The sequence below is a fragment of the Caballeronia sp. INML2 genome (genome assembly GCF_023631365.1).
Classification (GTDB): Bacteria; Pseudomonadota; Gammaproteobacteria; order Burkholderiales; family Burkholderiaceae; genus Caballeronia; species Caballeronia turbans.
The window spans coordinates 15,906-28,622 of sequence record NZ_JALQDH010000030.1 but is presented as its reverse complement, the minus strand read 5'-3'; the positions used below and the strand labels follow the sequence as shown (position 1 = coordinate 28,622).

The window sequence follows — 12,717 nt, the reverse complement described above, 5'->3', positions numbered from 1 at the left end:
CTCGCGATCCTCAAGGAGCGCGCGCCCGATCTGGACGTGGATGGCGAAATGCACGGCGACGTCGCGCTGGATGCGCGGCTGCGCAAGGAAGTGCTGCCGGAATCGACGCTCGAAGGCGACGCGAATCTGCTGATCCTGCCGAATATCGACGCGGCGAACATCTCGTACAACCTGCTGAAGACGGCGGCGGGCAGCGGCATCGCCATCGGGCCGATTCTGCTCGGCGCCGCGAAGCCGGTTCACGTGCTGACGTCGTCGGCGACGGTGCGGCGTATCGTCAATATGACGGCGTTGCTGGTGGCGGACGCGTCGGCGGCGCGCTGATCGCGGCTATGGCATGAGATAAAAGCGGCGGGCTTGCCCGCCGTTTTTTTTCCGGGTAGAAAAAAGCGTGCCGTGCGAGCACGGCACGCTGGAGAAAAAGCAAAAGAGGGTATCTGCTTTAACCCGCAAGACGCGGGATCGTCGGCGGAGCGCGATGCCGTGAAGCTGGCGACGAGTGAGGCGGCTCATCCAGGGGCTTCAAGATCCCACGAGTAAATTATTATCTCGTCCGCGATAAAAATCTCTCAGATTTGGGCTAATCATGCGACGACGAATCGCTCAGAACTGACCAGTCGTCGCCAAACCGAGAAAAAATTTCCGATTTTCGGGCCAACGTTGCTTCGCCCTGTCATTAGCGATACCCTTACATCTTTCATGGTCGCCGGATTGTGGTGCAACGCGAGGGCAGTCGGTTGGTGACACGCGCGCGAGGTATTTCCTTTTTCGTCGCCTTGAGCGTCCTTCTGGGCGCATGCGGCAAGGACGAACCTCGAGGCGGCGGTCAGGAACCGGTTGCTTCCGTGAGTCCGGCGCCGGCCTCGCGAGCAGAGCCGGTCCGGGAGGCGCAAGTACGGCAGCCGGACGCGACCGGCGGGCAAGAGCGCGACGGACTGGCCACCGTCCACATTGCGCAGTTGCCCAGGCAGGCCGTCGCAACCCTGCGGCTGATCGAAACGGGTGGCCCATTCCCTTACGAGAAGGACGGCGTCGTGTTCGGCAATCGCGAGCGTGTGCTTCCGCGGCATCCACGCGGCTACTACCACGAATACACCGTTCCCACGCCTCGCGCGCGGGATCGCGGCGCGCGCCGGATCGTGTGCGGTGGTCCGAAGAAGCAGGTCGGCGACTGCTATTACACGGACGACCACTACGCTACTTTCAAACGGATTGCGGATTAACTACGGGATTTACGGCATGAGCGACAACATCTACGCGCACGACCACAGCGTCGCGAGTGATCTTTTCGCCACCGGCGATGGCAACCTGTTCCAGCGAGTATTGCGGCTACGCATGACAGAACACGACAACAGACCCGACGACGAGACGAGGCCTGAGGAGGGCCATCCGCAAGAGGATCCGGAAGCGCTGTTCGCCACGGTGCGGCCGAATATCGTTCAGTCGATTCGCGCTTTTCGCGTGCAGGATCTCGCGGATGAGGCGAACCGCCTCGGCCAGCATTTTCTCTATGCCTATCTGGGCCAGGCGCAGAGCAAGCAGGAAGTGCTCGAGACCATCGCGACGTCGTTTCTGTTTCCGAAGCACTTTGGCAAAAATTACGACGCGCTCTACGATTCGCTCACCGATCTCGTCCACAAGGCGGGCTCGCAACCGGGTTTCGTGATCGTGCTCGAACAACTGCCGATTGCGCAGAAGTTCGACAAGGAAGGCCGGGAAGTGCTGCTCGACGTGTTCCGCGACGCGGCGGAATTCTGGGCGGAAAGGAAAGTGGCGTTCCGCGTGTTCTATTCGTTCGTCTGATTCAGCACGACTGGCGCGAGCGCCGGTCAAGATAAGCAACAGCCCGATGGATGCAGCCAGGCGTCCATCGGGCTGTTTTCATTTGTGTGGCGGGCGGATCACCAGCCGCCCCAACGCGCGGCCAGCGCCGCGAGCACCGCGATGCCCGCCGTTTCCGTGCGCAGCACGCGCGGGCCGAGCTCGAGCGCCGAGAATCCCGCCTCGATGATGGCGCTTTCTTCGCCGGGCGAAAAACCCGCTTCCGGCCCGATCAGCAACGTGACTGGTTCGCGCGGTGCATCGACCGGCAGCGCTGCGAAGCTTACTTCGGCGCGCGGCGAGAGCAGCAGGCGCAGTTCGCCATCGGTGGCGGCGGGCAGATCGGCGAGCCAGGCGTGAAGATCGCGCGGCGGCGCGACGTCGGGCACGCGGTTGCGCCCGCACTGCTCACACGCCGCGCGCGTGAGCGCCTGCCAGTGCGCCTGCCGCTTGAGCGCACGCTCGCCGGCGAGACGCACGACGCCGCGCTCCGTGGTGATCGGCGCGATGCCCGCCACGCCCAGTTCCACCGCCTTCTCAATGAGCCAGTCCATCTTGTCTCCGCCCGCGACACCCTGTGCGAGCGTCACGCGATAAGGCGGCTCGGCCTCGCGATCGCTGTATTCGTCGATGCGCGCCGTCACCGCGCGCTTCGCGATATCGACGAGTTCGCCGCGATATTCGCCGCCGCGGCCGTCGAAAAGGGTAACCGCGTCGCCCGTTTGCAGACGCAGCACGTGCACGTGACGCACGACGTCATCCGGAAGGAGGAGGGTTCGGCCCACGAAAAGCGGACCGTCGACATGAAAACGTGGCATGAATGCTCGATCGCGAACGTTGCTGTCCGCGGATAGTGATGATGCTCGCCGGCGACGCGCCGCTTCAGCGCAGATGCCGCGCGATCGCCCAGCGATAGCCGTCCGGGTCTTCGATCTGCGCGAAGCGGTCACCCCAGAACTGGTCTTGCGGCTCGATGAGCGGCTTCGCGCCGACGGCGAGCGCGTGCTGAAAAGTGGCGTCGACGTCATCGACATAAAGATAGAACGACTGCGGCGCCATCAGTCCCGCGCTCTTCGGCGTGCGCGCCTGCGATCCGTATGCGCCTTCTGGCGCGAACATCACGATCAACTGTCCGCGATACGTCATCTCGACATGGATGATCGTGCCGTCATCGTTCACGCTGTCGCGCACCCCGAAGCCGAGCGCCTTCTCATAGAACGTGGTGCTTACGCGCGCGTCGCGCACGGTGAGATACGGAATCAGCCAGGGCACGTCGGCGGGGCGTGGGTCGGTCATCGAAAGCACTCCTTGAAGCCTTGCTGCTGCACAATGGGAAGCATTTTGCCACGAAGCCGTACTACGAATGGACCGGCAGAGAATGAACGAACATGGCGCGCCGGACGGATTTCGCCGGATGAACGTCCGTTGGCGGCGCGCGTTACCGTGTAATGTCACGCGTTGTCGCGTCGTCGTGACACGGTTGTATCGCTTGCGACGCACGCGGCGCGGTGCGGTTCCCCCGATTCGCCGACGGTGATTTGCACGGAACATGCCCGCGCGCCGGGACGCCTGGCCGCACCGGACGCGCTCCTTACAGGCGCGTGTCAATCGGACCGGTCTGTTAGAATGACGGCCTCCCGATCCTCGTCGTTTCTCGTCGTTCCGGTCCTGAAAACATTGTGTCCCGCGGGTCCGGCTCGAGTGAGAAGTACTGCCAGAGAAGCACCGCGGATCATTTCAGGACCTGCCCCAGACTCGACATGACGATCCCGACCTCCAGCCAGTCCGCCCTCATGGCCAACGCAATCCGCGCGCTCGCCATGGACGCCGTTCAACAAGCCAACTCCGGTCACCCCGGCATGCCCATGGGCATGGCAGAAATTGGCGTCGCGCTGTGGTCGCGCCATCTGAAGCACAACCCGACGAACCCGCACTGGTTCGATCGCGACCGTTTCGTTCTGTCGAACGGCCACGGTTCGATGCTGCTGTACTCGCTCCTGCACCTCACCGGCTACGACCTGCCGCTCGCCGAACTGAAGAACTTCCGCCAGTTGCATTCGAAGACGCCGGGCCATCCGGAAGTCGGCATGACGCCGGGCGTCGAGACGACCACCGGCCCGCTGGGGCAGGGCGTCGGCAATGCGGTCGGCATGGCGCTTGCCGAGGCGCTGCTCGCCGCCGAGTTCAACAAGGCAGATGCGAAGATCGTCGATCACTACACGTACGTGTTCCTCGGCGACGGCTGCCTGATGGAAGGCATCTCGCACGAAGCCTGCTCGCTCGCGGGCACGTTGAAGCTGAACAAGCTGATCGCGCTGTACGACGACAACGGCATTTCGATCGACGGCCACGTCGAGCACTGGTTCCACGACGACACGCCGAAGCGCTTCGAGGCATACGGCTGGAACGTGATCCGCGCGGTGGACGGCCACAACGTCGATGCGGTCGATGCCGCCATCGCCGCCGCGAAGAAGTCGGACAAGCCGACGTTGATCTGCTGCCGCACGGTCATCGGGAAGGGCGCGCCGACGAAGGCGGGCGGCCACGATGCGCACGGCGCGCCGCTCGGCGACAAGGAAATCGCGGCGACGCGCGCGGCCATCGGCTGGAACTACGGTCCGTTCGAGATTCCGCAGGAAGTGTACGCAGCGTGGGACGCGAAGGAACAAGGCACGCACGCCGAAACCGAATGGAACAAGGCGTTCGACGCGTACAAGGCGAAATACGCCAGCGAGGCCGCCGAATTCGCACGTCGCATGAGCGGTGAGTTGCCCGCGAACTGGGCGGAAGCTGCCGCAAAGATCATCGAGGACGCGAACCAGAAAGCCGAAACCGTCGCGACTCGCAAGGCATCGCAGCAGACCATCGAAGGTCTCGCGGCGGCGCTGCCGGAACTGCTCGGCGGTTCGGCCGACCTGACCGGCTCGAATCTCACCAACTGGAAGGCTTCCAAGGCGGTGCGTGCGGCAGGAGATGCGGAAAACGCGAATCCCTCGGGCATCCAGTGGGGCAACCACATCAATTACGGCGTGCGCGAATTCGGCATGAGCGCGGCCATCAACGGGATCGCGCTGCATGGCGGCTATCGTCCGTTCGGCGGCACGTTCCTGACGTTCTCGGACTACAGCCGCAACGCGCTGCGCGTCGCCGCGCTGATGAAATCGCGCTCGATCTTCGTGTTCACGCACGATTCCATCGGCCTCGGTGAAGACGGCCCGACACACCAGTCGGTCGAGCACGTGTCCAGCCTGCGCCTGATCCCGAATCTGCAGACGTGGCGCCCGGCCGATACGGTCGAAACGGCCGTCGCTTGGACGCACGCGATCGCGCACCACGGTCCGTCGACGCTGATCTTCAGCCGCCAGAACCTGCAATTCTCGACGCGCAACGACATTCAGATCGCCAACATCGCGAAGGGCGGCTACGTGCTGCGCGACTGGAACGACGATATCCCCGCGCGCAAGATCATCCTCATCGCGACCGGCTCGGAAGTGCAGCTCGCGATGGAAGCGGTCGAGGCGCTGGCGAAGGACGGCATCGGCGCGCGTGTCGTGTCGATGCCCTGCACGAACGTCTTCGACAAGCAGGACGCCGAGTACCGCGAGCGCGTGCTGCCGAAGGGCGTGGCGCGCGTGGCGATCGAGGCGGGCGTGACGGATTTCTGGCGCAAATACGTGGGCCTCGAAGGCGGCGTGGTCGGCATCGACACGTTCGGCGAGTCGGCCCCGGCGGGCGCGCTGTTCAAGCATTTCGGCTTCACGGTGGAGAACGTGGTCAAGACGGCGAAGGCCGTTCTCGCCGCGTAAGCACTGACGTCAGCGAAGCAAGGTTTTTTTAAGCCAAGGAGATAGACCATGACGATTCGCGTTGCAATCAACGGCTACGGCCGGATCGGCCGCAACACGCTGCGCGCCCTCTATGAGAACGGCAAGAAGCATGACATCGAGATCGTCGCCATTAACGACCTCGGCGATGCCAAGACCAATGCGCACCTGACGCAATACGACACCGCGCACGGCAAGTTCCCGGGCGAAGTGTCGGTGGACGGCGACTACCTCGTCGTCAACGGCGACAAGATCCGCGTGCTGGCGAACCGCAACCCGGCCGAACTGCCGTGGGGCGAGCTGAAGGTCGACGTGGTGATGGAGTGCACGGGCTTCTTCACGACGAAGGAAAAGGCGAGCGCGCACATCAAGGGCGGCGCGAAGAAGGTCATCATCTCGGCGCCGGGCGGCAAAGACGTGGACGCGACCGTCGTGTACGGCGTGAACCACAACGTGCTGAAGGCTTCCGACACGGTCATCTCGAACGCATCGTGCACGACGAACTGCCTGGCACCGCTCGTCAAGCCGCTGAACGACAAGATCGGTCTGGTGAACGGTCTGATGACCACGATCCACGCCTACACGAACGATCAGGTTCTGACGGACGTGTATCACGAAGACCTGCGCCGCGCGCGCTCGGCGACGCACAGCCAGATCCCGACGAAGACGGGCGCTGCTTCGGCTGTCGGCCTCGTTCTGCCGGAACTGAACGGCAAGCTGGACGGCTACGCGATCCGCGTCCCGACGATCAACGTGTCGGTGGTCGATCTGTCGTTCATCGCCGCACGCGACACGACGGTCGAGGAAGTCAACAAGATCATGAAGGAAGCGTCGCAAGGCGAGCTGAAGGGCATCCTCGGCTACAACGACGCGCCGCTGGTCTCGATCGACTTCAACCACAACCCGGCCTCGTCGACGTTCGATGCTACGCTCACGAAGGTCTCCGGCCGTCTCGTGAAGGTGTCGAGCTGGTACGACAACGAGTGGGGTTTCTCGAACCGCATGCTGGATACGGCTGTGGCGCTCGCGAACGCCAAGTAAGTTGCGGCTTGCTGAAACGACAAAGCCGCTCTTAGGAGCGGCTTTGTTTTTGGTGCTTCGGCCTATCTCGGTTACGCGAGCTTTTCTCGCAGGAACGAGACGACGTAAGGCGTCGCCGCAGCGGCAACTGTCGATGCCGTGGCGGGATCGATTCCCATGCGCGCCGCGATCGATTCGGCGACGCGCCCCGTCAGGATGCCTTCGCCACCTTCTTCCATCGATTTCAGAAAGCCGTCGCCCCGCACGAGCCCTGCCGCGAACGCGGCGAAAAAGCTCTTGCCAGGATGATCACCCAGCAAGCCCTGATTCTGTTCTTCGGCGTGTGCGTGCGCGGTTTCCGCAGCGGTGCTGAGCATTTGCTGGCTATCTTCGGGACTGAAGCCTTGATCGGTCAGCGCTTGCGTGGCTTGCGCGCCGTGCTCCGAAGACAGAAATTCTGAAACGAGTTGTTGCATGTCCATCGATGCTGCTCCTCTTGATGTTCGCTAATTGCAGGGCGGCGCAAGCGGATAGAAACCTCCATCACGCACGGCCCTTGCTGAGACTGCGAACACGTCGAGAAGTGCTGTGCTTTATCTGTTCGGCACCGGAAAATGCACGCCCGCGCGCTGCGCCGCATTGACGATGTGTCCTTCGATCGCGCGGCCGGCCTTCTCTCCGTCGCGTGCCTTCAACGCTTCGATGATTACCGCATGCTCGTGATACGTCGACAGTACCAGTTCACGCCGATAAAACGGCAGGCGCTGGCTCTCCTTCATGATGTCGGCGCTGCCGCGCAGGATCGATTCGATCGCAGCGTTCCCCGCGAGACTCACGATGCGCATGTGGAACGCGAAATCAAGTTGCGCGGCTTCCTCGAGCGCCGACTCCGTCAACGCGGCGTGCAGTGAATCGAGATTGTCGTCGAGCCAGTCGATGTCGGAATCGCCGATCGAATGCGCCGCGAGCCGCGCGACGAATCCCTCCAGCGCGAAGCGCATCTGATACGTGTCAGGCAGCGATGCCTGATCCGCGAAGCGCCACGGATGCGCGGTGCTCGCCTGCGCGCTGCTGACATACACACCCTTGCCCGGGCGGATGTGCAGCATGCCGAGTGCTTCGAGCGTCGAGAGCGCCTCGCGCAGCGACGCCCGGCTGATCGACAGTTCCTCCGACAGTTGCCGTTGCGCCGGCAACAGACTCCCGACCGGGTACACGCTGGATTCGATGCGCTCACGGATGGTCGCGATTGCGGCGTCGGTCACGGTATGCGGGACGTTTTTCATAGGAAGAAAACAGTATTGGCCGGTCTGACCGCCATTGTATGCGCGTGCGGTGCGGGCGTGTGAACGGTTGTTCCGCTCGCGTTTTCGTGCCTGGCCAGGAAAGGGTAAACCGCTATCAATGCTTCCTTGACGGGGCTATATCGGCTTTCTAATATTCCCCATCACGGCACTGGTCCGACCAGTCGGAACAGTTGCTCTGATCCCGAGACATTACACGAGGAGACGGTCGTGTCGAGATTTTTGAATTCGCTGTTCGGCAGGGTGATGATCGCGCTGGTCATCGGCATCGTGGTGGGCGCGTTGTTTCCGCAGTTCGGCCAGTCGTTGCGTCCGTTGGGCGACGGCTTTCTCAAGCTCATCAAGATGGTGATCGGGCCGATCGTGTTTTGCGTCGTCGTGAGCGGCATGGCGAGCGCGGGTGATCTGAAGAAGGTCGGGCGCGTCGGGCTGAAGGCGGTCATCTACTTCGAGATCATGACGACGCTCGCGCTCGTGATCGGTGCGATCCTCGCGTGGGTGACGCGCCCGGGCGTCGGCATGAATATCGACCTTCACACGCTCAACGCCGCGTCGCTCTCCACCTACACGGAGCACGCGAAGAGCCTGAAGGACACCGCGGGCTTCCTGCTCAAGATCATTCCCGACACCGCGGTCGATGCCTTCGCCAAAGGCGACATCCTGCAAGTGCTCGTGTTCGCGATCCTGTTCGGCGCGGCGCTCTCGATGCTCGGCGAGAAGGCGCAGCGCGTGACGGTGTTCATCGACGAGTTGTCGAACGTGTTCTTCCGCATCATGGCGTTCATCATCAAGCTCGCGCCGCTCGGCGTGCTCGGCGCGATCGCGTTCACGACCGGTCAGTACGGCGTCGCCTCGCTCAAGCAACTGGGTCTGCTCGTGATCGTGTTTTACGCGAGCTGCTTCCTGTTCGTGTTCGTCGTGCTGGGGGTGGTGATGCGTCTCGCGGGTTTCTCGATCTTCAAGCTCGTGCGCTATCTGCGTGAAGAACTGTCGATCGTGCTCGGCACTGCTTCCTCCGATGCCGTGCTGCCGCAGATCATGCGCAAGCTCGAATGGATGGGCGTGAAGGATTCGACCGTCGGTCTCGTGATCCCGACCGGCTACTCGTTCAACCTCGATGGCTTCTCGATCTATCTCACGCTCGCGGTGATCTTCATCGCCCAGGCGACCAACACGCCGTTGTCGGTGCATGACCTGATCGTCGTCGTGCTCGTGTCGCTCGTGACGTCGAAGGGCGCGCACGGCATTCCCGGCTCGGCCATCGTGATCCTCGCCGCGACGCTCTCCGCCATTCCCGCGATTCCCGTGCTCGGCCTCGTGCTGATTCTGCCGGTCGACTGGTTCGTCGGCATAGCACGGGCGTTGACGAACCTGATCGGCAATTGCGTGGCGACGGTGGTCGTCGCCGTGTGGGAGAAGGACATCGACCGGGCGCGCGCGAAACGCGTGCTCGACCAGGATGCCGAATACCGCTTCGTGCCCGCCGCGCCGGAACCTGCGCACGGTCACGGACATGAAAACGCACACGCATTGTGACTCACCGCAACTGAAGGAAACTGAAATGGCCAACCCGATTCTCGACGCAGACGCTCCCCCTTTCGCCCGCCGCTACATGAATCTCGCGGACCCGCGGCTCGGTGCGCAGGCGCTCTTCGCCACCGACGAATTCTTCGCGCCGAAGGAGCGCATGCTGGAGCCGCAGCCGGCGGTGTTCATCCCCGGCAAGTACGACGAGCACGGCAAGTGGATGGACGGCTGGGAGACCCGCCGCAAGCGCACGACGGGCCACGACTACTGCATCGTCAAGCTCGCGCGCGCGGGCGTGATTCACGGCATCGATATCGACACGAGCCACTTCACCGGCAATTTCCCGCCTGCGGCGTCGATCGAAGCGTGCTACGGCGAAAACGGAAATCCGCAGGAAAACGGCGACTGGCGCGAGATCGTTCCGTCGACGACGCTGCAGGGTAATCGTCATCACTATCTGGAGATCGGCGACACGCGCGCCTACACGCATCTGCGCGTGAACATCTATCCCGATGGCGGCATCGCGCGGTTGCGCGTGTACGGGCAGCCGAAGGCGGATTTCTCGCGCGTCGAACGCGGCACGCTGCTCGATCTCGCGGCGATCGAGAACGGCGCGTATCTCGTCGCGGCGAACAATCAGCACTTCGGTCCCGCGTCGCAAATGCTGATGCCGGGACGCGGCGCGAACATGGGTGATGGCTGGGAAACGCGCCGGCGCCGTGAGCCGGGCAACGACTGGGCGATCGTCGCGTTGGCGAATCCCGGCGTGATTCGCGCGATCGAAGTCGATACCGCGCACTTCAAGGGCAACTATCCGGACCGCTGTTCGCTGCAGGCGGCGCGCGTGGAAGGCGGCACGGACGAATCGCTCGTCACGCAGGCGATGTTCTGGCCCGTGCTGCTCGACGAACAAAAGCTGTCGATGGACAGCGTGCATCGCTTCGAAAAAGAGATCGCCGCGCTCGGTCCCGTGACGCACGTGCGCTTCAACATCTATCCGGACGGCGGCGTGTCGCGTCTGCGAATCTTCGGTGAAATCGAATGAAGACGCTGACCCTTGAGCCTCTCACGCGCGAGGCCTTCGCCCCGTTCGGCGATGTTATCGAACTCGAAGGCGCGCGCCATTTTCCGATCAACGCGGGCACGACCGAGCGCTTTCACGACCTCGCGAACGTGGAGGTCGGCTTCGAGAGCGGCGGACGGCCGCTCATCAACGTGTTTCGCGGCCAGCCGCGCGCGCAGCCGGTCGTGATCTCGATGATGGAGCGGCATCCGCTCGGCAGCCAGGCGTTCGTGCCGCTCGCGGACGTGCGCTATCTCGTGGTCGTCGCGCCCGCCGGCGAGTTCGATCCCGACCGGATGCGCGCGTTCCATGTGCGCGGCTCGCAAGGCGTGAACTACGCGCGCGGCGTCTGGCATCACCCGCTGATCGTGCTCGACAAGGTGGCGGATTTCATCGTCGTGGATCGGGGCGGCGATCTTCCGAATTGCGACGAGATCGAATTGCCGGAGCGATACACGCTGATCGAACGCGAAGCGCGCGCGGCTTGAGGCGGTCGTTTCGAACGCAAACGCAAACGCAAATGCGAATCGATCAGACGCAAAACCACGAAACGTACAGGCGAAACGAAACCGCCGCCCATCGAGCCGATGGGCGGCGGTTTTTTCATCTACGCGCCGCTGGCCGGCGCGTCACCTCAATGCTTGCGGTGGGGGCAGTTTTCCTTCGTGCATGCGCCGTACAGCGCGAGCGCATGCTCGTGGAGTTTGAAGCCGCGATCCTTCGCGATCGATTGCTGACGGCGTTCGATCTCCGCATCGAAGAACTCTTCCACGCGACCGCAGTCGATGCACACGAGGTGATCGTGGTGCGATCCCTCGTTCAGCTCGAAGACGGCCTTGCCCGATTCGAAATTGCTCCGCGACAACAGGCCGGCTTGCTCGAACTGCGTGAGCACGCGATAAACCGTTGCGAGACCGATATCGAGCTCTTCGTTGAGCAGGCTTCGATACACGTCTTCGGCGGTCAGATGGCGCACCGGACTATGCTGAAAAATTTCGAGAATCTTGAGGCGGGGCAGGGTCGCCTTGAGCCCGATATTTTTGAGATCGGCGGGATTGGTCATGGCTAGGCATCCCTAGAGTACAATTCAAGGTTCTCATAGTAATGCGTTTTTCCGATTCCCGACATCCCGAGCGGACGCAAGGCGAATTGGACGAAAAGAGCGCGACCTCAGAGCGCCTCGCGTGAAAGGTGAAATGTTTACCAAATTTTTATCGACTTGCAGGGAGAGCCGTCGCATGCGGGGAACCGTGATCGCAGCAACCTTGGCCGCATTGCTCGCCGGCTGCTCGGCGTACGACAGCGTCACGCAGAAGATCGCGCAAAGCATCACACCGTATCGGATCACGGTTGTGCAAGGCAATTTCGTTTCGCAGGAAGCAGCGAATCAGATGCAGGTCGGCATGTCGCGTGATCAGGTGAAGCAGCTCCTGGGCACGCCGCTTCTGACCGACATGTTCCACGCCGATCGCTGGGACTATGTGTTCTATTTCAAACGCGGGTCCGCGTCCATCGTGCAGCAGCGGGACTTCGTCGTGAACTTCGCGAGCGATCGCGTCGTGAGCTGGTCGGGCGGCGAGAACCTGCCTTCCAACCTCGAACTGCTCGCGGAAATCGACGGCGACAAGGGCGTCAAGGTCGCGAAGCCGGTCGCGACGGCAGCGGCCTCGGCGCCGGTGGCGTCGACGGCAGCCGTGACCGCGCCGTCCGGCGAGCCGTCCACGCAGCCGAATACCGCAGCCGCATTCGCGGGCGACGCCAATCAGCAGGCCGCACAGGCCGCCAACCGCGCCACGGCGCAGGTCGACACGCCGACGGGCCGCACGCAGTCGTCGGTGCGCGTGAACGTGCCGCAGACGGCAGGCGGCGCGCCCGGTTCGAGCGGCCAGAGCGGCAGCAACTCGCAGATTCAATTGCAACGCCGGCCGCAGACGATCAACATTCCGGACAGCAGCGCGGTAGGCCCGGCGGGCTCGTCGCCGACGCCGGCCAACGCGGGCAGCCAGGCGCAGTTCTATCTGCCGCAGCAAAGCCAGTAAGCAGTTCAGCCATTCGGAGCCGAAGCCGCCCCACGCGTTTCGACGCGGCGCCGCTTCAGCCGCATCGCCAATCCGCATCATCCATCGCGCGTCTTGCGCGCGGTTCAACACGAGACTGC

Annotated in this window: 14 protein-coding genes; 9 read left to right on the top strand and 5 right to left on the bottom strand. The window is 63.2% G+C overall.

Going from position 1 to position 12,717, the window contains the following annotated elements:
* From NCT32_RS11580 to NCT32_RS11570, 3 genes are all read left to right on the top strand, one after another.
* Nucleotides 1-324, top strand: a 324-nt coding sequence (locus tag NCT32_RS11580; RefSeq protein WP_250490317.1) for a phosphate acyltransferase, incomplete at its 5' end; no start/stop codon positions are given.
* A 416-nt stretch (nucleotides 325-740) separates the two neighbouring features.
* A complete protein-coding gene (locus NCT32_RS11575; protein WP_061121328.1) occupies nucleotides 741-1,223 on the top strand; it encodes a ribonuclease in 483 nt (160 codons plus the stop codon).
* Nucleotides 1,224-1,239: 16 nt separating this feature from the next.
* Nucleotides 1,240-1,803, top strand: coding sequence for a barstar family protein (locus NCT32_RS11570; protein WP_250477078.1), 564 nt, complete (start codon nucleotides 1,240-1,242; stop codon nucleotides 1,801-1,803).
* A 98-nt stretch (nucleotides 1,804-1,901) separates the two neighbouring features.
* Here the strand turns inward: NCT32_RS11570 and NCT32_RS11565 are convergent, their stop codons facing one another.
* The gene (locus NCT32_RS11565) at nucleotides 1,902-2,639 is read right to left on the bottom strand and encodes a 16S rRNA (uracil(1498)-N(3))-methyltransferase (RefSeq protein ID WP_061121324.1); all 738 of its coding nucleotides are present in this window, start codon (nucleotides 2,637-2,639) and stop codon (nucleotides 1,902-1,904) included.
* A 64-nt stretch (nucleotides 2,640-2,703) separates the two neighbouring features.
* Nucleotides 2,704-3,117, bottom strand: a complete 414-nt coding sequence (locus tag NCT32_RS11560) for a glyoxalase/bleomycin resistance/extradiol dioxygenase family protein (protein WP_250490316.1) — start codon at nucleotides 3,115-3,117, stop codon at nucleotides 2,704-2,706.
* A 497-nt stretch (nucleotides 3,118-3,614) separates the two neighbouring features.
* On the opposite strand from NCT32_RS11560, the gene tkt reads away from it, so the two are divergent.
* The gene (gene tkt / locus NCT32_RS11555) at nucleotides 3,615-5,627 is read left to right on the top strand and encodes a transketolase (RefSeq protein ID WP_250477080.1); all 2,013 of its coding nucleotides are present in this window, start codon (nucleotides 3,615-3,617) and stop codon (nucleotides 5,625-5,627) included.
* A gap of 48 nt (nucleotides 5,628-5,675) precedes the next feature.
* A complete protein-coding gene (gene gap / locus NCT32_RS11550; protein WP_061121322.1) occupies nucleotides 5,676-6,686 on the top strand; it encodes a type I glyceraldehyde-3-phosphate dehydrogenase in 1,011 nt (336 codons plus the stop codon).
* 71 nt (nucleotides 6,687-6,757) lie between these two features.
* Here gap and NCT32_RS11545 read toward each other — a convergent pair whose 3' ends face one another.
* Nucleotides 6,758-7,147 (bottom strand): hypothetical protein, encoded by a 390-nt coding sequence (locus tag NCT32_RS11545; protein ID WP_061121321.1) that lies wholly within the window; start codon nucleotides 7,145-7,147, stop codon nucleotides 6,758-6,760.
* A 111-nt stretch (nucleotides 7,148-7,258) separates the two neighbouring features.
* Nucleotides 7,259-7,951: a FadR/GntR family transcriptional regulator gene (locus NCT32_RS11540; protein WP_061121320.1), complete on the bottom strand. Its 693-nt coding sequence runs from the start codon at nucleotides 7,949-7,951 to the stop codon at nucleotides 7,259-7,261.
* Nucleotides 7,952-8,179: 228 nt separating this feature from the next.
* Between NCT32_RS11540 and NCT32_RS11535 the strand changes: the two genes are divergently transcribed.
* The 3 genes from NCT32_RS11535 to NCT32_RS11525 are packed head-to-tail and all read left to right on the top strand — an operon-like array spanning nucleotide 8,180 to nucleotide 11,047.
* Nucleotides 8,180-9,505 carry a C4-dicarboxylate transporter DctA gene (locus NCT32_RS11535; RefSeq protein WP_250490315.1) on the top strand — a complete coding sequence of 442 codons (1,326 nt, stop codon included), beginning with the start codon at nucleotides 8,180-8,182 and terminating at the stop codon, nucleotides 9,503-9,505.
* Between the two features lie 25 nt (nucleotides 9,506-9,530).
* Entirely contained in the window at nucleotides 9,531-10,541 is a 1,011-nt protein-coding gene (alc, locus tag NCT32_RS11530) for an allantoicase (RefSeq protein ID WP_250490314.1), read from the top strand.
* A complete protein-coding gene (locus NCT32_RS11525) occupies nucleotides 10,538-11,047 on the top strand; it encodes an ureidoglycolate lyase (protein WP_061121317.1) in 510 nt (169 codons plus the stop codon). The genes alc and NCT32_RS11525 overlap by 4 nt, the downstream gene beginning before the upstream one ends.
* A gap of 146 nt (nucleotides 11,048-11,193) precedes the next feature.
* On the opposite strand, the gene fur is transcribed toward NCT32_RS11525, so the two are convergent.
* Entirely contained in the window at nucleotides 11,194-11,622 is a 429-nt protein-coding gene (gene fur / locus NCT32_RS11520; protein ID WP_035507641.1) for a ferric iron uptake transcriptional regulator, read from the bottom strand.
* Between the two features lie 175 nt (nucleotides 11,623-11,797).
* Here fur and NCT32_RS11515 point away from each other — a divergent pair, with 175 nt between their 5' ends.
* Complete coding sequence (locus NCT32_RS11515) at nucleotides 11,798-12,598, top strand: outer membrane protein assembly factor BamE (RefSeq protein WP_061121316.1); 801 nt, start codon at nucleotides 11,798-11,800, stop codon at nucleotides 12,596-12,598.
* Nucleotides 12,599-12,717 lie beyond the last annotated feature (119 nt).

Bases quoted from the DNA above. Each gene is read 5' to 3' on its own strand.
- NCT32_RS11570 (WP_250477078.1), top strand. From the start codon at position 1,240: ATGAGCGACAACATCTACGCGCACGACCACAGCGTCGCGAGTGATCTT.
- NCT32_RS11565 (WP_061121324.1), bottom strand. From the start codon at position 2,639: ATGCCACGTTTTCATGTCGACGGTCCGCTTTTCGTGGGCCGAACCCTC.
- NCT32_RS11560 (WP_250490316.1), bottom strand. From the start codon at position 3,117: ATGACCGACCCACGCCCCGCCGACGTGCCCTGGCTGATTCCGTATCTC.
- tkt (WP_250477080.1), top strand. From the start codon at position 3,615: ATGGCCAACGCAATCCGCGCGCTCGCCATGGACGCCGTTCAACAAGCC.
- gap (WP_061121322.1), top strand. From the start codon at position 5,676: ATGACGATTCGCGTTGCAATCAACGGCTACGGCCGGATCGGCCGCAAC.
- NCT32_RS11545 (WP_061121321.1), bottom strand. From the start codon at position 7,147: ATGGACATGCAACAACTCGTTTCAGAATTTCTGTCTTCGGAGCACGGC.
- NCT32_RS11540 (WP_061121320.1), bottom strand. From the start codon at position 7,951: ATGAAAAACGTCCCGCATACCGTGACCGACGCCGCAATCGCGACCATC.
- alc (WP_250490314.1), top strand. From the start codon at position 9,531: ATGGCCAACCCGATTCTCGACGCAGACGCTCCCCCTTTCGCCCGCCGC.
- NCT32_RS11525 (WP_061121317.1), top strand. From the start codon at position 10,538: ATGAAGACGCTGACCCTTGAGCCTCTCACGCGCGAGGCCTTCGCCCCG.
- fur (WP_035507641.1), bottom strand. From the start codon at position 11,622: ATGACCAATCCCGCCGATCTCAAAAATATCGGGCTCAAGGCGACCCTG.
- NCT32_RS11515 (WP_061121316.1), top strand. From the start codon at position 11,798: ATGCGGGGAACCGTGATCGCAGCAACCTTGGCCGCATTGCTCGCCGGC.